This window comes from Marinomonas vulgaris (genome assembly GCF_018145875.1).
Taxonomy (GTDB): domain Bacteria; phylum Pseudomonadota; class Gammaproteobacteria; order Pseudomonadales; family Marinomonadaceae; genus Marinomonas; species Marinomonas vulgaris.
The window spans coordinates 25,416-46,091 of sequence record NZ_JAGSSV010000024.1; the positions used below are offsets into that span (position 1 = coordinate 25,416).

Below are 20,676 nucleotides of genomic sequence, written 5' to 3' on the forward strand. Positions count from 1 at the left end.
TGTGTCCCGTTCGTCTAGAGGCCTAGGACACCGCCCTTTCACGGCGGTAACAGGGGTTCGAACCCCCTACGGGACGCCACTATTTATGATGCTTTACGTAGATAAAGATCATGAGTCGTTTTGCTCTTACTTTGTAAAGAGCAGGGCGGTTAAATTGCGGGAATAGCTCAGTGGTAGAGCACAACCTTGCCAAGGTTGGGGTCGCGAGTTCGAGCCTCGTTTCCCGCTCCAACATCGTCGTTAGCGATATCGAGATGTGTTTGTCGTTAAACCGACGGTTTACAGTTTTATCAAAACTGATTGTGTCCCGTTCGTCTAGAGGCCTAGGACACCGCCCTTTCACGGCGGTAACAGGGGTTCGAACCCCCTACGGGACGCCACTATTTATGATGCTTTACGTAGATAAAGATCATGAGTCGTTTTGCTCTTACTTTGTAAAGAGCAGGGCGGTTAAATTGCGGGAATAGCTCAGTGGTAGAGCACAACCTTGCCAAGGTTGGGGTCGCGAGTTCGAGCCTCGTTTCCCGCTCCAACATCTTTGTTAGCGATAACTTGGTGTTTTGTCGGTTATTCGACTGTTTACAGTTTTATCAAAACTGATTGTGTCCCATTCGTCTAGAGGCCTAGGACACCGCCCTTTCACGGCGGTAACAGGGGTTCGAACCCCCTATGGGACGCCACTTTCTGTAAAGTAGTTAAGAAAGTGAATGTTGTTTTTAATGTTACTAAGTATTTGTCCCGTTCGTCTAGAGGCCTAGGACACCGCCCTTTCACGGCGGTAACAGGGGTTCGAACCCCCTACGGGACGCCATTTAGCCTTTACTAAAAGGCACTGTATTGCTTTTGAAGATAGAGCATTATTGTTTGCGGGAATAGCTCAGTGGTAGAGCACAACCTTGCCAAGGTTGGGGTCGCGAGTTCGAGCCTCGTTTCCCGCTCCATATCTTTTTTGTATATGTCCCGTTCGTCTAGAGGCCTAGGACACCGCCCTTTCACGGCGGTAACAGGGGTTCGAACCCCCTACGGGACGCCATTTCTTTTTTGCGCTATCATAGCTAACCTTATTTAATGAGTTTTTAGCCATGACCTGGTTTGTCAATTATCAGCGAGAAAGTCAGCTTTCAATTACCGATCGTGGTTTTGCCTACGGTGATGGCTTGTTTGAAACCATTCGTACTTCTTCCCAGTGTTTTTTTCAGCTTGATGATCATTTGTCACGTCTTTTTCGTGGTTTAAAAAAACTCGGCATGCCGTTTACACTCGATCAAAAACAGCACTTAACGCATTTTCTCTACGAAACCGTATTGCCTTTTATTCATCAAGACTCTGTTGTCAAAATTATGGTGAGCCGCGGCAGTGGCGGAAGAGGGTATTTGCCACCAGAACATTGTGAGCATTCGATCGTGATTGGAATTTTGCCTGCGCCAGATTACAGCGCTCAGGCAAAAAAAGGTGTCTCTTTGTCAATTTCACCTGTGCCAGTGAATCAAAACCGCTTCCTAGCGGGCATCAAGCACATGAACCGCCTTGAGAATGTCATGGCGAAACGTTATTTAACATCCCCAGACTTTGAAGCTGTCATGCTGGATGGAAATGGCAACGTCATTGAGTGCATTCAAAGCAATATTTTCTGGTTTCGACAGGGCGTTTTGTGTACGCCATCCCTAAGCCAAGCGGGAGTCCAAGGCACCTATCGCAGCGGGATTTTATCTAGACAATCCCATTACCTTACACATGTGAGCGATTTTTCAATCAAAGCGCTGCTATCCGCCGATGAAGTCTTTATTAGTAATAGCTTGATGGGTATCGTGCCAGTTACGCGTATCGAAAAAACCACTTTTCCCATTGGCGTTCATACGCTAACCCTACAAAAAATAATGCAAGATAAGGACAAGCATGGCGTTGTTTAAATGGTGTTTCCGTGTTGTGTTGTTACTTATCACCTTGTCGGCCTGTGCCGCCGGTTATCTTTATCATGTTATGACGTCACCGATCAATTTGACCTCAGAAGACATCTTTGAAGTTCAAGCTGGGGACACCTCTTATAGCCTTGGTGTGTCATTGAGTGAAAAAGACATTATTGAACATCCGGTATTAACACGCATTGTGTCTAAAATTCATCCTGAATGGGTTCCGAAAGTCGGTCAATACGCTTTAAAACCTGATATGACCTTGTTGGACGTGATGGCCGTTTTTGACTCAGGCCAGTCTATTTTTTATTCGGTCACTTTATTGGAAGGAAAAACAACCCGAGAATTTCTTGCTGCCATGCAAGCGAAAGGCAACATTACTATGACCCTTGAAGGGTTAAGCGATCAAGCCATAGTGGATGCCTTGTCTTTAAACGTAACACATCCCGAAGGGCTGTTTTTTGCCAACACCTATCGCTATCACGAAGGTGATACGGATGTAAGCATTCTAAAACACGCCAATCAGCTGCTAAACCAAACACTTTCTGAACTCTGGGCGAACAAAGCCGATGATTTGCCCTATAAAACCTCTTATGACGCCTTGATAATGGCCTCTATTATTGAAAAAGAGACAGGAGTTCCAGAAGAAAGACCTTTAATTTCAAGGGTGTTTATCAGTCGTCTGGAAAAGAAAATGCGCTTACAAACCGACCCAACAGTTATTTATGGGCTTGGAGAAGGGTTTGATGGCAACTTAACGCGTAAAAGTTTACAAAGTCCATCGCCATACAACACCTATAAAATTGCGGCTTTACCGCCCACTCCTATCGCCAATGTTGGGCGAGAAGCTATTTATGCGGCTTTGAATCCAGGCGAAACAACCGCCTTATACTTTGTGGCAAAAGGAGATGGTTCCCATACTTTCTCAAATACCTTAAAGGAACATAATCGCGCTGTACGACAGTATCAATTTAAGCGTCGCGAAGATTATCGCTCCGCACCCCAAACCACACCGGAAACCGCGAAATAGAGGATAAAACGTATGAAAGGCAAATTTATTTCGTTAGAAGGGGGCGAAGGCAGTGGTAAAACTACCGCGATTGCTTTTATTGAGCAGTGGTTAGAAACACAAAATATACCTTATCTTTTAACTCGTGAGCCGGGCGGCACGCCTTTGGCAGAAGAAATTCGTCAGCTGGTGCTGAGTCCACGGGAAGAAAAGGTCAGCGATACCGCAGAGCTGCTGATGATGTTTGCCGCTCGTGCACAACATTTGGCTGAAAAAATCCAACCCGCTTTAAATAATGGTATATGGGTGATCAGCGATCGATTTTTAGATTCTAGTTATGTCTATCAAGGTCATGCTCGCGGTGGCGATATCAGCATGCTGGATCAATTGTCGCGTTGGGTGGTAGGCGATAATCTACCCGATGCCACCTTATTATTGGATGTGCCGGTTGAAATTGGTCAGCAACGAGTAAAAGCCCGTCAATATCAAGACCGCTTAGACAAAGAGACGCTCGCTTTTCATCAAAAAGTACGAGATGGGTTTTTAAAACGCGCAGATTTGGAGCCTGATCGAGTGAAAGTCATCGACGCCAGTGCGACGCTACCTAGCGTCAAAACACAGATTGAATCTCATCTTGTGCAACTTAGCCACACTTGGTCTGGTAAACAATAAATGACGACTCTAGCCCCATGGTTGACCCACAGTTTGCAGCAAGTACAGCGTTTAAAACACACTGGTAAGCTTTCTCATGCCTTGCTGATCACTGGCGCTGACGGGGTAGGGCAAGAGCCTTTGGCTCGCGAAATGGTCAAAGATCTGATGTGTGAAGAAACACAGGGGCCCGCTTGTGACCACTGTCATTCTTGCCAACTGATGAAGGGCGAATCACACCCTGATTTTCGTATGTTAGACGGTGAGTCAGGGACCATAAAAGTGGATCAAATTCGTCTTTTGGTCAAACAAATTAGCCAAAAACCACAAGTTGGACGCAATAAAGTCGTGCTGATTACCCATGCCCAAGCGATGAATATCAACGCAGCCAATGCGGTGTTAAAAGCATTGGAAGAGCCTGCCGATCGCACTTATTTTGTCCTGACTAGCTCACAATCTAGCCCTTTACTGCCGACGATTCGCAGCCGCTGTTTATTAGTGAATGTACCAACACCCACCATGCATGAGGTAACGGCCTGGCTACAAACACAACAAAATGGTGAGCGCTTAAGCAATTTGTTTTGGTTGACTACTCAGCCATTTCGTTTGCTTTTGCTGCAACAGCAAGGCAAAACTGAACTCTATGCTGAGCTACCTGAAAAGGTGAACGCATTATTACAACAAAGCGCCAGTGTGAGTGATTTAGTAAAAGGTGTAGACAGCAAAAACATTGAAGATTACTGCAACGGGTTAGGCGCTATTTTGCATCAATGTATTTGCCATTCTACCGGTGCGCAATTAGACAAGGCACTGGATGGGATTTACCACACATTAATTGCCCGACAAGGTATTGAATCCTTAATGTTGCGCTATCAATCTTTACAAAAATTGAAATCAGACCTTCAAAAAACAAATTTAAACCCCATCATGCAACTTACACACGAATTAAATCAGTGGTAAAAGAACTATGTTAATCGATACTCATTGCCATCTTGATATGTTGGATTTGGCCCCTTATAACAATAATTTAAACGCGGCGTTAGACGCGGCCTACCATCAAGGCGTAAAACAGCTTTTGAGCATTTCTGTTGATCTAAACAAGATGGACACAATCCTTGATTTCACAAAGCGTGACGGGGTTTATGCAAGCTGCGGCGTTCACCCTTTGCAAAGCGATGGGCTTATCGTTGACGATACCTTGTTACGCCAATATGCTGCGCACCCCAAAGTGATTGCCATTGGCGAAACTGGCTTAGATTACTTTTATGAAGCTTCCCCTGAGGCGCACGAAGCGCAAAAAGTAAGCTTTATGCATCATTTGCAAGCTGCAGGGAAATTAGGTCTGCCCGTGATCATTCATACACGTAGCGCAAAACAAGATACTCTGTCGCACATTAAGCAGTACGGAAACCCTGAGATTGGTGGGGTGCTGCATTGTTTTACCGAAGATTACGACATGGCAAAAGCCGCTCTAGATGAAAATTATTTGATCTCTATTTCTGGCATCGTCACCTTTAAAACGGCAGCGGATTTAAAAGAAACCGTGCGAAAACTGCCCTTATCCTCGTTGATTGTTGAAACCGACTCGCCGTATCTCGCGCCAGTCCCTCATCGCGGAAAGAAAAACGAACCTAAATATGTGTCAGATGTCGCACAATACGTTGCTGACTTAAAAGGCATTCGATATGAGGCGTTATTAGAAGCCACCGCCGAAAACTTCCACCGAGTGTTCTCACAAGCCAACCCTCAACACCAGCTTCAGCTTGTGACACAAAAGGAAACCCATTAATGTCAAATTTGGTTACCGCTTTACCTCATCACGCCCTTGCGGCCAAAGTACCCAGTGATCACCTTACTTTTACAACATTAAAAGACATCGAGCCATTAAGTGGCATTTTAGGCCAAGAGCGCGCCGTAGAAGCCATTCAGTTTGGTGTTGCCATGCAACGCCCGGGCTACAATATTTTCGCCATGGGCGATTCTGGAACGGGTCGCTCGTCCTATGTGTTGAGCTATTTAAAAAGCGAAGCCAAACGTCGTCCGGCGCCAAACGAATGGGCTTATGTGAATAATTTCACCGAGAGTCATCGCCCTAAAGCCATAGAGTTTTCACCTGGCATGTCTTCTGAATTTGAAAAAGAAATTCGCACACTCATCGATGGTTTAATGACGACTTTTCCTGCGGCGTTTGAAAATCCGTCTTATCAGCAGCAGAAATCGGTGATTGATCGCGCCTTTAACGATCAATACGAAGCGGCGATTAATAAAGTTGAGCGAGTGTCTGGCAAAATTGGCGTAGCCATGTTCCGCGATGCGTCATCGGTTAGCTTTGCGCCTATGAAAGAGGGCAAAGCCCTAGAAGAAAATGAATTCGCTGCGCTAACCGACGAAGAGCGTGATGCCTTTCAAGAAGGCGTATCGACATTAGAAGGTTTGCTTAACGAAGAATTGCTTGGCTTACCACAGTGGAAGCGTGCTACTTACGAACAAATTCGTCAGTTAAATTTGGATACCGTAAAAGAAGCACTTGACCCACTTATGGCGGGGTTGTTTGAAAAATATTCCGACAACAGAGACATTTCGGTGCATCTTAAGGAGCTACGCGAAGACCTCGACAAAACCATCATTGACCAAATGGCGGACGACAAAGCATCGGAAAATCGTGACGAGATCGGTCGTCGTCAGTTTTACGAAGAATTGTATTTACCAAACATCGCCATCACCCATGAAGCTAAGGGCGGTCAGCCTGTTGTTTACGAACCGCATCCTACGTATCGTAATTTGTTTGGCCAGGTAGAACACAGCAGCGATCAAGGCATGTTAGTTACCAATTACCGCCTCATTCGCTCAGGAAGTTTGCACGCCGCCAACGGCGGTTATTTGATTTTAGACGCAGAAAAACTGCTGACCGATCATTACCTTTGGGAAGCACTGAAACGTGCCCTTAAGAGCAAAACCATCAAAATTGAACACCCTTACGCCGACATGGGCCTGATGAATACCATGACCTTATCACCGCAAGATTTGCCTTTGCAGGTGAAAGTGGTGCTGATTGGTGCGCGAGATATTTACTATTTATTGCAAGACGCCGACCCTGATTTTCAAGAAATGTTTCGTGTGCTGGTCGACTTTGACGACACTTTAAAGCGCTCGAAAGAATCTGAGTTGTCGTTTGCTCGCTTGATGAAAGACAGAGTCGACAAAGAAGAATACGCCAATGTAACAAGAGATGGTGTGGCGGCGTTAATAGAATACAGCAGCCGTTTGGCTGAGCATCAACGTGAAATGGCGGCCAAAATTGGCGATGTGTTTGAACTATTAGGCGAAGCGGATTTTGTTCGTCAAATGGCCAAAGACGATGAAATCACCGCTGACCATATTGCTCGAGCTTTAAAAGCCAAAAAACACCGTACTGGTCGTGTGAGTGAAAAAATCATCGAAGAAATCATTGAAGGCACAGTGCTTTTGGAAAGCGATGGTTATGCGGTCGGTAAGATCAACGGATTGACGGTAATGCAAATTGGTGACAGCAGCTTCGGTGCGCCAGCACGTATCTCTACTACGGTTTACCCTGGTGGCAAAGGCATTATTGACATTGAACGTGAGTCCAATTTAGGGCAAAACATTCACTCAAAAGGCGTATTAATCTTGTCTGGCTACCTAGGCAACAAGTACGCACAACGTTTTCCACTGGACATCTCAGCCTCCATCGCCATGGAACAGAGCTACGGCTATATAGATGGCGACAGTGCGTCTACTGCAGAATTGTGCTGTTTGCTGTCCGCCCTGATTCAAGTGCCTTTGCGCCAAGATTTGGCCATCACAGGATCATTAAATCAATATGGTGAAATTCAAGCCATTGGTGGTGTAAACGAAAAAATTGAAGGCTTTTTTAACGTCTGTCATGCTCGTGGGCTAACAGGCACCCAAGGCGTCATCATTCCCAAATCTAACGCGGTTAATTTGATGCTAAACGATGACATCATCGCGGCGGTAGAAGCGGGTCAATTCCATGTTTATGCCGTCTCAACAGCGGACGAAGCCTTGCATTTGCTGACTGGCATTGAGCCCGGACAAGCGGACGAAGAGGGCGAATACCCTGAAGGCACATTGTCGGCACGCGTCATTGAACGTTTAGAGGAAATCTCTAAGCTAGGCGAGGAAGACGACGAAGAGGAAGAAGAAACTAACGTCGAAGAAAATAGCCAAGAAAACAAAAAAACAAGTAATAAAGAGTCGTAACAATCAAGGCGTTGTCACGATAGACAGAACAAAAGGCAGACTAATGTTTGCCTTTTGTTCGTTTAATAACATCGGCCTTACAAGCGGAATTGACCAAGGTATACACGGTGTAATACAAGTCGTCTGCCTTCACGTAAATATAGCTAGCAACTTCTTTGCGTCGGCTCGGCAGATGTCGCTTTAAGACTTTCGCGGCCATAAAAGTATCGCCAGACATAAAACTACGAGCTTTTTTATCGGCCGAGAATTTCGCATCGTCGTCACGACATTCTGCCAAAGCAAGAGAGCTGCTTAACAAGCAAATCACCAAGAAAAATTTGCGGCTTAGGGTAAAAATAACTCACCTCGTATCGTGTTTTTTGAGTTGGTTAGCGTCAATGATCGGCCTAATCATGAATTAAAATGACAATCCATTAGTTAGTTACAATATTACCGATGTTTTTTTAATAGAGCATGGTACTTTATGCCAAACTATTTCAATAATGAATAATATTTATACTAATAATACTGTGGAGTGATTCTATGTTGATGAAAAAAGGGCTTTTGGCCGCTACTATTCTTACCATTTCTTGTTCAACGGCGGCTTTCGCTCATGAACATCATCAAAATGAAGCTTGCGGTGCAACAACTTTGCATGGCTACATGGAAGATATTAAAGACGAGATGCGCGCCATGTCTTCTGACATCAAATCTGGTGATAACCAAGCCGCCGCGGCTCGTGTTGAAACCTTGATTGCACACTTTGAGAAGTCTCGCGACCAAGTTCCATACAAACTAAAAGCCGAAAAACTAGAAGGCGCTGATCTAAAAGAGCAGATGTCGAACTATGAAAAAGGCATAGATAAAACTATTGATGTGTTTAAGAACCTAGAAGTGGCTTTAAAATCCGACGATTTAGCTGAAGTTAAAAAATGGCTTGGCGAAATCGGCGCTAAAAGACAACAAGGGCATCAAGCTTTTAAAGCGAATTGCTAGAATTGCGTGTGTGCTGGATGACCTAGCGTGAATTCACTGCTACAATGCGCGCGATAAAGAGAGGATACTATGGCTCGTGCTAAAAAATCGCGCAGTATGCGTGGAAAACTTGGAAAAACCGGTTCGAAAGAGATGATGAAAGAGCAAAACAAAGCTCGTAAATCATCTGCGACACGTCGATTTGTAACCAAAAAGTCCAAAGAACGCAAAGATCAAGCGCACAAAAAACTTGAACGTTTAGGTTTACTTCCAGCAACTGAAGCGGGAGCGGTCCCTGAACGTCCACGTCGTTTCGTTTATGTCAAACCTGTTGATGAAAACACTGAAAAAGAAAAAGCCGCTGCATTGGAAAATACCAATGCGATTGACTCAGACAGCGAAGACTTATCGCTAGACGAACTGCTTTCTGCTTTTACAGAGCAAAAGTAAACATAAAAGACGTAAATAAATTAAGGCTGCTTCTGCAGCCTTTTTTTATGGATATAAAACCCCATACAATATGAGAATCATCAGCTATTTAAGAATGAGGTGAAAAGTGTGAAAGCGTCGGTTCCCATGTCGAGTGTGCGTTATCTATTAAAAACAGCGGAAGACCAAGGCCTAGATCGTGCCTCTGTGCTGACCAGTCTCGAAATAACACAAGAAGAGTTGGAACAAGGTGATTCTTTCTCTGCGTATCGATATGGCATTTTATATCAAAAGATCATGTGGCTGATGCAAGATGAATCCTTTGGCATGCTCAGCGGCGGAAAAGTGCCCAATGGTACCTTCAGAATGATGTGCCTATGTATTATTCATGCACGCAGTCTGGCTCATGCTTTGTATCGCTGCAGTGACTTTTATGAAATATGCCGTGGGCCAACGGTCAAGCCTGTGTTGATTACCAAAGGGCGCTTCGCGGTTGTCACCTTTGCCCCCATCAGTACATCGGAAGACAACATCGAACAATTGGTGACGCCAGAATCCAAGGAGCAATTAAGAACCACCTTGTCCATGTGGCATCATTTTATTTGTTGGCTAATTGGCCGTCGGTTGAATCTAAAAGCGGCGTATTTCACCAGCGAACGCCCCGATGATGTGGAGTATTACAAAACCTTATTTCAATCAGAGGTAAGGTTTAATCAGCACGCCAACGCCTTGGTGTTTCCTGCCAGTTACTTAGACATGCCGATTGTGCAAACAGAAGATAGCTTGCGTGGTTTTCTTAAAACAGCGCCTTATCAGCTGCTGGTTATGGTGGAAAATGATAACAGCCTCAAGTCTCAAGTGATGGCCATGTTAGGAAAAGATTTTTCCCGTGAAATGCCCAGTGCAGAAGAAGTTGCTAGCGCTTTGAACATGAGTGTTTCTACGCTACGCCGACGGCTGAACGACGAAAAAACCTCTTATCAAAACATCAAAGACGATTGTCGTAAAGAAGCCGCCATTACCTATATGAATGCGCCTCAATTGAGCATTAATGACATAGCCGCATTGATGGGCTTCGATGAGCCCAGTGCATTTTTCCGTTCATTTAAAAAATGGACAGGCATGACGCCAGGAGAATATCGGAAAAGTGAGGAATATTTGAAATTTGGCAAAGTCCTTAAGCGCCCATAATTTTGGCTGATAAAGGTTATGTTCAAAGAGGCTGATTGTTTTTGTCAGAAATATAGGCTTGAAATGTTATTGAGAGATTAGCGACATTTTTACATTCTAAGGTGAAATATCCGCTCGGATAATTAACCGGAGAATAAAAAATGAGCGAATACACGTACCCAATTAATGACATTTTATTCAGCATGTTGTCCGTTGCCGACATCGACCGCTTGAATCCTCATCTCGATGAGCCCGTAGACTATGATCTTCTAGATGCCATTTTAGGAGAGGCGGGTAAATTGACGGAACAAGTTATTGCCCCCATTAATGCCAGTGGCGACAAAGAAGGTTCCCGCGTCGAACAAGGCGAAGTCTATCAAGCGGCTGGTTTTAAAGAAGTGTTTCAAGCGTATTCTGAGGGCGGCTGGATCGGTCTATCAGGCGATCCTCAATACGGCGGTCAGGGCTTACCCGCCACCATCGCGACGGCGGTAAACGAAGGTGTACAATCCGCCAACCTTTCTTTTTCACTGTGTCCCTTGTTGAGCTTAGGGGCGATAGAAGCCATTAGCCTACACGCCAGCGATGAACTAAAAAGCCAGTATCTTCCGAAGATGCTGGCCGGAGAGTGGGCGGGTACCATGAATTTAACCGAACCGTCGGCGGGCTCTGACCTTGCTGCCATTGCCTGTAAAGCCGCTTCAGACGGTGATGTGTTTCGCATCACTGGCCAAAAGATATACATAACTTGGGGCGATCATCAGATGAGCGACAACATTATTCATTTGGTTTTAGCCAGATTACCCGGCGCCCCAGAGGGTGTGAAGGGCATTTCCTTGTTCATCGTGCCGAAATTTATACTGGACGATCAGGGGAATCCAGATCAACGCAACGATGTAAAAGTATTGTCTGTTGAACACAAGATGGGCATTCATGCCTCGCCTACCTGTGTGATGAGTTTTGGCGATAATGACGGTGCGATTGGCTATCTTGTTGGCCAAGAAAACCAAGGTATTAAAGCCATGTTCACCATGATGAATAACGCCAGACAAGGCGTTGGATTGCAAGGTTTGGCCATTGCTGAGAGGGCCTATCAGCAAGCGTTAGAATACGCGGAAGAACGTAAGCAGGGCATGAAAGCCGATCGATCAGGTCGTGCTTCTATTATTGAACATCCAGATGTACTACGCATGTTGATGACGATGAAATCTCAAATTGATGCGATGCGTTCTTTGGTCTACGTCGCCGCCGTTGAAAACGATTTGTCTCATTTAGCTGATGGAGAAGTTAAAGCGAAAGCTGAAAAACGCACAGCGCTGTACACTCCTATTGTCAAGGGTTGGATTACCGAACAAGCACAGGAAATCACTTCTTTAGCCATTCAAGTGCATGGTGGAATGGGCTTTATCGAGGAAACTGGGGTGGCTCAACACGCCAGAGATGCAAGGATCTTACCGATTTATGAGGGTACAAATGGTATTCAAGCCATTGATCTAATCGGGCGTAAATTACACGCTGATCAAGGTGTAGAAATGACTTGCTTGCTCGATGAGATTGAAATGGAGTTGCAAAACGCATTGTCGACAAACGCTCGTGATAACGCCATCAAGGTACAAGCTGTATTAGAAGAAGCCAAAGAATGTACCCAAGCTTGTTTAGACAGCATGAAAACGGACTCAACGTTAGGTACGGCATTGGCGTACGACTATATGATGTTGATGGGCTATTTGGTGGGTGCATGGCTGCAAATAAGGGCACAGATCGCTTCATCTATTCACACAAGCATGGGTGAAGCAGAGAAAACGTCTTGGTTGTGTTCAGTGGACTTTTACTGTGACCACATTTTGCCGCGCGCTTTTGGTTATGCGCATGGCATTAAATTTGGCCAAGCAAGTGTTGATCGTTTGAACCGCATCGCTTTTACGCGATAGGGAGGCAATATGTCTGATACAAATACGCAAAGAGACGTGATGGAATTTGATGTGGTGATCGTCGGCGGTGGTCCTGCAGGACTATCAGCCGCGTGTCGTATTATGCAAAGAGCACAAGCCGCCGATAAAGAACTGAGTGTTTGCTTAGTAGAAAAAGGCTCAGAAATTGGCGCTCATATTCTATCTGGCGCTGTTATAGAAACAACAGCTCTAGACGAGCTTTTTCCAGACTGGTCAGAAAAAGGCGCGCCTGTTACTACCAAGGTCACGACAGACGAAGTGCTTTGGCTAAGCTCTGACCAGGCGTCTAAGTCATTGCCCCATTGGATGGTGCCAAAAACGCTACACAACGACGGTAACTACATCATTAGCCTAGGAAATTTAAGTCGCTGGTTAGCGGAACAAGCGGAAGCGTTAGGCGTGGAAGTGTTCCCAGGGTTTTCCGCGGCTCACTTGTCTTACGACGATCAAGGCAATGTGGAGGGGATCATCACAGGTGACATGGGGGTTGGGCAAAACGGACGAGAAAAAGACGGTTTTATGCCCGGAATGCTATTAAAAGCCAAATACACTTTATTTGCCGAAGGCTGTCGTGGCCATCTAGGAAAAGAGTTGATCAGCAAATTTCAACTGGATGATGGCAAAGACCCGCAACATTATGGCCTTGGCATAAAAGAATTGTGGGATGTACCTGCAGACCAAAGTAAACCTGGCGCTGTTATTCATACGGCGGGTTGGCCATTAGGCAAGGACGCAGGCGGCGGCGGTTTCTTATACCATTTAGACAACAATCAGGTAGTGGTCGGGTTGATCGTGGATTTGAACTACAAAAACCCTTACCTCAGCCCTTATGATGAATTTCAACGATACAAACACCACCCCGTTATTGCCCAACATCTAAAAGGGGCTAAGCGAGTGTCATATGGAGCAAGAGCCATTGCTAAAGGCGGCTGGTCGTCTTTGCCGAAAATGAGCTTTCCCGGTGGTTTGGTGATTGGTTGTGACGCTGGTACCCTAAACCCGGCCAAAATTAAAGGAACTCACACAGCGATGAAGAGTGGTCTTTTAGCAGCAGATAGCGTGTTTGATGCGTTGCAATCAGCGTCGCCACCAGCAGAGCTATCGGAGTTTAACAACTTAATTCGACAATCTTGGCTAGGCGAAGAATTGCAGCAAGCGCGTAACTTTGTCCCTGTCATGCACAAGCTTGGTACATTTTGGGGTGGCGCTTACAATTGGTTAGATCAGAATATTTTTTCAGGGGCTTTGCCGTTTAGTTTTCATGATACAGCAGCGGATCACGCTTGCACTGAATTAGCAGAAAAACACAGGCCTCCCATTTATCCTAAAGCAGATGGCGTATTAAGCTTCGACAAATTGTCGTCCGTATTTTTGTCTAATACTAACCACGAGGAAGATCAGCCCTGTCATTTGCAATTGAAAGACCCTAACGTGCCGATCCATAGCAACTTGTTAAAATTTGCCGAACCTGCACAGAGATATTGCCCGGCGGGTGTATATGAAGTGGTAGAGTCCAATCAGGAGTCAATTTTTCAAATTAATGCGCAAAACTGCTTGCACTGTAAAACATGTGATATCAAAGACCCGGCGCAAAACATTACTTGGGTCACACCAGAAGGTGCCGGTGGGCCTAATTACCCGAATATGTAAAAAATTGTGCCACCTTTAAGCGTGATAAAAATACGGTAAATACGCCAGATCGTGTACTTTCTTGCGCGATCTGTGCGTATTTATTTGCGTCTTGGTTTTGTCCCTATTCCTGACTGGATTTCGCTCTGCTCCTGCTTGATAATACCTGCCAACTAAAAAGAGGTAACATCATGCGATTATGGGTAGATGCAGACGCTTGTCCAAATGTGATCAAAACGATTCTTTTCCGAGCGGCGGAGCGTGTTGAAATTCCCTGTATTTTGGTGGCAAACCAAGCGATTGCCATTCCGCCTTCCAAATGGATTGAACGGCGCGTCGTAAGTTCTGGGTTTGATGTAGCAGATAATTACATCGTCGATAATCTTGATACCTGTGATCTCGTCATTACCGCCGATATTCCCTTAGCTTCTGATGTGATTGAAAAAGGCGCGTTAGCCATTAATCCTCGTGGCGAACTCTATACTAAAGAAAACATCAAGCAGCGCTTAAGCATGCGCGACTTTATGGAGCAAATGCGTTCTTCTGGTGTACAAACGGGTGGCCCTGCTAGCTTTAATCAACAGGATAGAGCGGCCTTTGCTAATACGTTAGACAAGCTTTTAGCGCAGCGTGTTCGCTAACCATGCGATGTAGAAAGAGGCATCTGGAAAGTGTTTCTTGAATATTTTCCAGATTATTCAAAGTTTATAGGTAAGTTTTTATGAAAAAAATCGTAGTGGTAGGCGGTGGTGCCGGAGGCTTAGAGTTAGTAACCAAGCTGGGTCACAGCTTTGGTAAAAAACATCAAGCCGACATAGTGCTGATTGATCGTAGCCAGACTCATATTTGGAAGCCCTTGCTACACGAAGTAGCAACCGGCTCATTGGATATTAATAACGATGGATTAAATTATCGCGCCCACGCTGCTAAACATCATTATCAATTTCAATTAGGAAACTTAACCGCTGTTGATCCAGAGAAACGTACTCTAACTCTGGCGTCGCTGTCCGATGACAAGGGACACATTGTCTTGCCAGAGCGAACGGTAAATTACGATATTTTAATTATGGCGGTGGGCAGTGTCAGTAACGATTTTGGTACCCCTGGAGTAGCAGATCATTGCTATTTTCTTGACTCTCATAAACAGGCTGAGCGCTTTCAACAGGCGCTGTTAAATCAATTTTTACGCGTGCATCAAGAAGGCTCGGACGCCAGGCTTAAATTGGCCATCGTTGGTGGTGGCGCAACAGGGGTTGAATTGTCGGCGGAATTGTTTCATGTAGCTGACATGCTAAAAGCCTATGGTATGCCAGAAATGTCTGGGAAACGTGTACATGTCCAGCTTATTGAAGCGGGGCCGCGGATTCTTCCTGCTTTGCCGGAACGCATTGCTGGGTTAGCCACCAAGGAATTGGTTCGCCTAGGTGTCACTGTTAGCCAAGCAACAAGGGTGGTTCGCGCCTACGATGGCGGTTTTGAAACAGCCGACTGCGGCAACATCGAAGCGGATTTGATGATTTGGGCGGCGGGTGTGAAAGCCCCTGATTTCGTTGCCAATATAGACGGCTTTGAAACAACTCGTAACAATCAAATTTTGGTCAAAGGCACTTTGCAAACCACGGCTTTTGACAATGTATATGTGATCGGCGATTGCTGTGCATGCAAACAAGCCGATGGCTCTTTTGTGCCGCCGCGTGCTCAATCAGCCCATCAAATGGCGAGCTTAGTCTTCGAAAATATCAAGGCGTCTTTCTTGAGCGAAGGGCTAAAAGAATACCAATACAAAGATTACGGCTCCTTGGTCAATCTTAGTCGTTACAGTACTGTGGGCAATTTAATGGGTAATATGACTGGCGGCTCCATGTTTGTTGAAGGTCGTATCGCACGTTTTGTTTATGTTTCCTTGTATAGATTACACCTTATCGCCATTCACGGTTGGCTAAAGGCCACCGTGATTATGGCAGCTCAGAAAATCGGTAAGGTGGTCAAACCCAAACTAAAATTGCATTAGCAGGTGATGTTTAGTTAAACGCTAAGCCGGATGCTCGTCATTCGGCTTTTTTGTATCTGCTGGCTTGACCTAGGTGTTACCTGTAGGTTTTACACTTTCTACTATTACAAGATCCAACAAACCTTAAATGACACAGGAGGTCTTATGCATGTCAGTGAATTGGCTAAAAAAGCTAAGGTAACCGCCGAAACGGTGCGCCACTACACTCGGATTGGGCTTTTGACAGCGGACCGAGACCCACACAATGGTTATCAAGTTTACAATAAGTGGGCGCTGCAGCGTTTGCAGTTCATTCGCCAAGCCAGTGAATTAGGTTTCAGCTTAAAGCAAATTGAAGACATTTTTGCTCAATCAGACAGTGGTGACTCCCCATGCCCCATGGTGCGTGATTGGTTACGACAAAAAGTGCCCGAGACTCAAGCGAAAATTGCCCAACTACAAGCTCACTTGGTAAAAATGGAAGCCGCGTTGGCAGCATGGGAAAAAATGCCAGACAGCACGCCAGATGGTTACTCAATTTGTTGTTTAATTGAAGAATGGCAAGACAAGGCGACAACACCTGAAACGGCTAAAAAAGGAGACGCTCAATGATAACCAACAGACCAAAATCAAGCAATCAATTCAGCCTGTCTATTCAAGGTATGCGATGTGCTGGGTGCGTGAAGGGCGTTCAAAAAACATTGGACAACGCGCCAGGGGTAATAAACGCCGAAGTGAATTTTGCCAATCACAGTGCTCAAATCACTACAAATGGATCAAGCGATGAGTTACTCAAGGCACTAAAGCAAGCAGGCTATCAAGGGTCAGTGATTTATGATGCCGAACGAAGCGAGCAAGAGCGACAGGAAAAACAACAGGCAGAATATCATTATAAACGACGCTCTGCCGCCTATGGTATCGGTTTAGGCATTCCGCTCATGCTGTACGGCGTGTTAGGCGGTGAGATGTCGGTGCGCTCTTTGTCCGATCAATTCATTTGGGGTGGCGTGGGGCTGCTCACTTTATGGGTTATGATCCAAGCTGGACAGCATTATTTTCGTGGTGCATTGAAATCATTATCAAATGGCCAAACCAATATGGACACGCTGATTGCTCTTGGAACAGGCAGCGCTTGGTTGTATTCCATGTTGGTGGTTTTGCTACCAACTTGGTTTCCAGACAACACACGTCACCTGTATTTTGAAGCCTCAGTGATGATTATTGGTCTTATCAATCTTGGGCAAGCATTAGAACTTAGAGCTCGCCAGAAAACCGGCCAAGCTTTGCGTCGCTTATTGGATTTACGGCCTAAAATTGCTACCTGTGTCGATGGCGATCAGATTTATGAGTTACCTGTTGAGCAAATTAAGGTCAATCAGATTATCCGCATTCGCTCGGGAGAAAAAATCCCTGTCGATGGCCAGGTGATAGAAGGTCAATCAACGGTAAACGAAGCCATGCTCACGGGTGAAGCCATGCCAGTCGAAAAGAATATCGGAGATACCGTATCGGCAGGAACCGTAAACGGTCAAGGGCGATTGCTGTTTAAAGCCACCCGAGTCGGCAGTGACACGCTATTGGCGCAAATCATCACGCAAGTGGATAAGGCGCAAAACTCCAAGCCTCCAATCAGTGTGTTAGCCGATAAGGTCTCGGCCGTGTTTGTCCCCTGTGTTATTGTCATTGCGCTTGCCACGGCTTTGGTCTGGTTCTGGTTTGGGCAAGGTGATGCTTCGTATATTTTAGTCGCCAGCATGTCGGTACTTATCATCGCTTGCCCATGCGCATTGGGGTTGGCGACACCGATTTCGACCATGATTGGCATCGGTAAAGCCGCCGAGCACGGTGGTTTAATTCGCAACGGCGACGCCTTACAGCGAGCAAGCGAACTGACTACGATAGTGCTCGACAAAACCGGCACCATAACCACGGGAAAACCAAAGGTGGTTCAACATTGGCTGAACGAGTCATCGCGACAGACGGCAATATTTAGTCAAGTAACGAAATTAGAAGAGGGGGCGAATCACCCATTAGCCAATGCCTTGTTGGAGCATTGTCAGCCTCACCTCAGCACAAAGAATGAAACCTCCACCGTCGAAGGATTTGAATCACTGATTGGATTGGGCGTGCAGGGTAATATTGAGGGTAAAAGCTATTATCTAGGCAACGAGCGATTAATGGCAGAAAAGGGCATTAATATCGATAACGCTATTCCTCACAGCTCGGCAACTCGGGTGTATTTTGCCGACGATGAGCAATTGTTAGCGACCTTTGATATTAAAGACCCTATCAAAAAAGGCGCGAAGGAGGCCATTGCTCATTTTCAACAACAAGGTTTACAAGTGGTGATGCTAACGGGCGATCACCCCACTGTTGCGCAACAGGTTGCGACTGAACTGGGCATTGACCATTTTCAGGCACAACTTTTACCAGCGGATAAATTAAACAGCATTAAAAACTATCAACAACAAGGGAAGGTTGTTGGCATGATTGGCGATGGTATTAACGACGCACCTGCGCTGACTCAAGCCGACGTGGGCTTTGCCATGAGTGCTGGTACCGATGTGGCGATGGAAAGCGCCGATATTACCTTGATTAGCAACGATTTAAACAGCGTTGCAGATGTCATTCAAATTAGTAAAGCCACACTGAAAAACATCAAGCAAAATTTGTGGGGCGCTTTTGCCTATAACAGTTTGGGAATACCTATTGCGGCAGGGCTTTTGTTCCCTTTTACTGGCTGGCTGTTAAGCCCCATTGTCGCTGGGGCGGCCATGTCACTGTCGTCAGTGACCGTGGTAACCAATGCCAACAGGCTGCGATTTATGACATTGCCCGCATCAAAACACAAAGCGTCTTAAGGTTATAATTCGCCAAAATTATCACCATTTCGAAAACAACTGGTGTAAAATACGCGCGTTTTCTTCAAGCCAAGAGGCATCTCTTGGCTTTTTCATTTCATTTTTTCGCGAATCACATCGCTCGGAGTCCATATGCTTGCTTATCAATGGGGGATTTTCGCCATTGCGCTTGGAACCTTTGGTTTAGGTACCACTGAATTCATGCCGATGGGCTTGTTACCCGTTATTGCCGATGGGGTTCATGCTTCTATTCCTGCTGCGGGCTTATTAATCAGTGCTTACGCCATTGGCGTGATGATTGGTGCGCCTTTAGTAACGCTATACTTGACCCGCTACACACAAAAAACCGCGCTGATCTTACTGATGGCTATTTTTGTAGTTGGTAATCTATTGTCAGCGCTGTCGATTAATTACGAGACATTTTTATTCTCTCGCGTTGTGACCAGCTTATCCCACGGTGCTTTTTTTGGCATTGGCGCTGTGGTGGCAATGAATCTCGCCCCCGTGCATAAAAAAGGCTCTGCGGTGGCGGCCATTTTTCTTGGTTTGACCATTGCGAACATTATTGGTGTGCCAATCACCACCTGGCTTGGGCAGAACTTTGATTGGCGATTAGCGTTCGCTGTCACGGCAGTGCTAGGCGTTGTGGCTATTATCGGTATTATACGCAGCTTGCCAGCTATGGAAAAAATCGAACGGCCCAATGTCAAACAAGAACTCAGCGCCATCATGCAACCCGCGGTGTTGCGAGCGTTCGCCACTACGGTTATTTGTGCCGGTTCTATGTTTACCTTGTATACCTACATAACGCCGGTGATGCAGACACTCGCCCAAGCGACAGACAATGCCATTGCTACCATGTTAGCCTTGACCGGCATTGGTTTTACTTTAGGTAACTATATCAGCGGCAAACTTACAGATAAGTCACCGAACATGGCTTTGTTTGTATTTCTTAGCTTACAAGTACTGGTGCTTTTGGTGTTTCGCTTCAGCGCGACGTCGGTTTTAGGCGCTAGCATTACTATATTGTTGTGGGGCGTGGTAATTTTTGGTAGTGGCCCACCGCTGCAAATGCAAGTCATGAAAATTGCTGATCAAGCGCCAGGGTTAGCGTCTTCTATTAATATTGGCGCTTTTAACTTAGGTAATGCGTTAGGCGCAGCGCTTGGTGGTTTGGTACTCAGTATTGGTTTTGGATTTGCTTGGATTCCCAGTGCGGCGGCTTTGCTATCCTTCCTTGCATTGGTCATGGTTTGGTTAAATCGAAGAAAAGCCAAGCAAGCATCGTAAAAAGCGTACCTAATACACGTTTCGCTAAATTAAAAGGAGGTTCAGGATTGCGCCTCCTTTTTTTACCTGTACAATTTGATACAAATTAATCCTTTACGTGAAACACTATTTTGAATTCTTTTTTAAGTAAGTCCTTAAAGCTCAATAGACTCATCTTGTTCCTCGCTTTAACCGCGACCACCATCACCTTCGTAAACAGCTTTTATTCAAATTATGAAGTACAAAAAGAACAGTTAATCCTTCAGTCCATCGAGGGTAACCAAGCTTATGCCAGTAAATTGGCAGGCACAACCGAGGTGTTTTTAGGGTCCGTTCAACAACAGCTCGCTTACTCAACGTCTTTTTTGGCCGACAAAATGTTTGATCATCAAGCCATGCAAGACGAAGCCAATCGCTTAAAATACCAAACAGACAGCTTCAACTCTGTCGTAGTGACCAACGCAGAAGGCGTTACGCTGGCGGCTTCTCCAGAAACACTCAATATAGTGGGTCGAAAATTACGATCTCAGGCAAGGGAAGATGCGAATAAGTCCCGCGCATGAGACAATTCATTTTTAACCTTCGAGCCTGACCATGTCACATCAACTCA

18 protein-coding genes and 8 tRNA genes are annotated in these 20,676 nt (G+C 45.6%); 25 read left to right on the forward strand and 1 reads right to left on the reverse strand.

Going from position 1 to position 20,676, the window contains the following annotated elements:
- Nucleotides 1-3: 3 nt before the first annotated feature.
- From J9B83_RS13490 to J9B83_RS13555, 14 genes are all read left to right on the forward strand, one after another.
- Nucleotides 4-79, forward strand: a tRNA-Glu gene (locus J9B83_RS13490).
- A 77-nt stretch (nt 80-156) separates the two neighbouring features.
- A tRNA-Gly gene (locus J9B83_RS13495) sits at nt 157-231 on the forward strand.
- A gap of 73 nt (nt 232-304) precedes the next feature.
- Nucleotides 305-380 (forward strand) — tRNA-Glu (locus tag J9B83_RS13500).
- Nucleotides 381-457: 77 nt separating this feature from the next.
- Nucleotides 458-532: transfer RNA gene (locus J9B83_RS13505), tRNA-Gly, on the forward strand.
- Nucleotides 533-604: 72 nt separating this feature from the next.
- Nucleotides 605-680, forward strand: a tRNA-Glu gene (locus tag J9B83_RS13510).
- 55 nt (nt 681-735) lie between these two features.
- A tRNA-Glu gene (locus J9B83_RS13515) sits at nt 736-811 on the forward strand.
- A 55-nt stretch (nt 812-866) separates the two neighbouring features.
- A tRNA-Gly gene (locus J9B83_RS13520) sits at nt 867-941 on the forward strand.
- 16 nt (nt 942-957) lie between these two features.
- Nucleotides 958-1,033, forward strand: a tRNA-Glu gene (locus tag J9B83_RS13525).
- A gap of 49 nt (nt 1,034-1,082) precedes the next feature.
- On the forward strand, nt 1,083-1,910 hold the full coding sequence (pabC, locus tag J9B83_RS13530; protein WP_211537357.1) for an aminodeoxychorismate lyase: 828 nt from the start codon (nt 1,083-1,085) through the stop codon (nt 1,908-1,910).
- Nucleotides 1,897-2,940 (forward strand): endolytic transglycosylase MltG, encoded by a 1,044-nt coding sequence (gene mltG / locus J9B83_RS13535; RefSeq protein WP_211537358.1) that lies wholly within the window; start codon nt 1,897-1,899, stop codon nt 2,938-2,940. Before pabC ends, mltG begins: the two co-directional genes overlap by 14 nt.
- Nucleotides 2,941-2,952: 12 nt before the next feature.
- Complete coding sequence (gene tmk / locus J9B83_RS13540; RefSeq protein ID WP_211537359.1) at nt 2,953-3,591, forward strand: dTMP kinase; 639 nt, start codon at nt 2,953-2,955, stop codon at nt 3,589-3,591.
- Nucleotides 3,592-4,530, forward strand: a complete 939-nt coding sequence (gene holB / locus J9B83_RS13545) for a DNA polymerase III subunit delta' (protein ID WP_211537360.1) — start codon at nt 3,592-3,594, stop codon at nt 4,528-4,530.
- A gap of 7 nt (nt 4,531-4,537) precedes the next feature.
- On the forward strand, nt 4,538-5,359 hold the full coding sequence (locus tag J9B83_RS13550) for a TatD family hydrolase (protein WP_211537361.1): 822 nt from the start codon (nt 4,538-4,540) through the stop codon (nt 5,357-5,359).
- The gene (locus J9B83_RS13555) at nt 5,359-7,812 is read left to right on the forward strand and encodes a Lon protease family protein (protein WP_211537362.1); all 2,454 of its coding nucleotides are present in this window, start codon (nt 5,359-5,361) and stop codon (nt 7,810-7,812) included. Before J9B83_RS13550 ends, J9B83_RS13555 begins: the two co-directional genes overlap by 1 nt.
- A gap of 40 nt (nt 7,813-7,852) precedes the next feature.
- Here J9B83_RS13555 and J9B83_RS13560 read toward each other — a convergent pair whose 3' ends face one another.
- Nucleotides 7,853-8,119, reverse strand: coding sequence for a hypothetical protein (locus J9B83_RS13560; protein ID WP_328797743.1), 267 nt, complete (start codon nt 8,117-8,119; stop codon nt 7,853-7,855).
- 215 nt (nt 8,120-8,334) lie between these two features.
- Between J9B83_RS13560 and J9B83_RS13565 the strand changes: the two genes are divergently transcribed.
- The 11 genes from J9B83_RS13565 (at nt 8,335) to J9B83_RS13615 (ending at nt 20,629) form a co-directional block, all read left to right on the forward strand.
- The gene (locus J9B83_RS13565; RefSeq protein WP_211537363.1) at nt 8,335-8,787 is read left to right on the forward strand and encodes a cytochrome b562; all 453 of its coding nucleotides are present in this window, start codon (nt 8,335-8,337) and stop codon (nt 8,785-8,787) included.
- A 69-nt stretch (nt 8,788-8,856) separates the two neighbouring features.
- Nucleotides 8,857-9,216, forward strand: coding sequence for a hypothetical protein (locus J9B83_RS13570; RefSeq protein ID WP_211537364.1), 360 nt, complete (start codon nt 8,857-8,859; stop codon nt 9,214-9,216).
- 108 nt (nt 9,217-9,324) lie between these two features.
- A complete protein-coding gene (locus J9B83_RS13575) occupies nt 9,325-10,386 on the forward strand; it encodes an AraC family transcriptional regulator (RefSeq protein ID WP_211537365.1) in 1,062 nt (353 codons plus the stop codon).
- Between the two features lie 140 nt (nt 10,387-10,526).
- Nucleotides 10,527-12,296, forward strand: coding sequence for an acyl-CoA dehydrogenase (locus J9B83_RS13580; protein WP_211537366.1), 1,770 nt, complete (start codon nt 10,527-10,529; stop codon nt 12,294-12,296).
- A 9-nt stretch (nt 12,297-12,305) separates the two neighbouring features.
- Nucleotides 12,306-13,967, forward strand: coding sequence for an electron transfer flavoprotein-ubiquinone oxidoreductase (locus J9B83_RS13585; protein WP_211537367.1), 1,662 nt, complete (start codon nt 12,306-12,308; stop codon nt 13,965-13,967).
- Between the two features lie 170 nt (nt 13,968-14,137).
- Nucleotides 14,138-14,587 (forward strand): YaiI/YqxD family protein, encoded by a 450-nt coding sequence (locus J9B83_RS13590; protein WP_211537368.1) that lies wholly within the window; start codon nt 14,138-14,140, stop codon nt 14,585-14,587.
- Nucleotides 14,588-14,667: 80 nt separating this feature from the next.
- Nucleotides 14,668-15,957, forward strand: a complete 1,290-nt coding sequence (locus tag J9B83_RS13595) for an NAD(P)/FAD-dependent oxidoreductase (protein ID WP_211537369.1) — start codon at nt 14,668-14,670, stop codon at nt 15,955-15,957.
- Nucleotides 15,958-16,101: 144 nt separating this feature from the next.
- Nucleotides 16,102-16,548 carry a MerR family transcriptional regulator gene (locus J9B83_RS13600; protein WP_211537370.1) on the forward strand — a complete coding sequence of 149 codons (447 nt, stop codon included), beginning with the start codon at nt 16,102-16,104 and terminating at the stop codon, nt 16,546-16,548.
- On the forward strand, nt 16,545-18,797 hold the full coding sequence (locus J9B83_RS13605; RefSeq protein ID WP_211537371.1) for a heavy metal translocating P-type ATPase: 2,253 nt from the start codon (nt 16,545-16,547) through the stop codon (nt 18,795-18,797). Before J9B83_RS13600 ends, J9B83_RS13605 begins: the two co-directional genes overlap by 4 nt.
- A gap of 132 nt (nt 18,798-18,929) precedes the next feature.
- Entirely contained in the window at nt 18,930-20,087 is a 1,158-nt protein-coding gene (locus tag J9B83_RS13610) for an MFS transporter (RefSeq protein ID WP_211537372.1), read from the forward strand.
- 110 nt (nt 20,088-20,197) lie between these two features.
- Complete coding sequence (locus J9B83_RS13615) at nt 20,198-20,629, forward strand: hypothetical protein (protein WP_211537373.1); 432 nt, start codon at nt 20,198-20,200, stop codon at nt 20,627-20,629.
- Nucleotides 20,630-20,676: the final 47 nt, after the last annotated feature.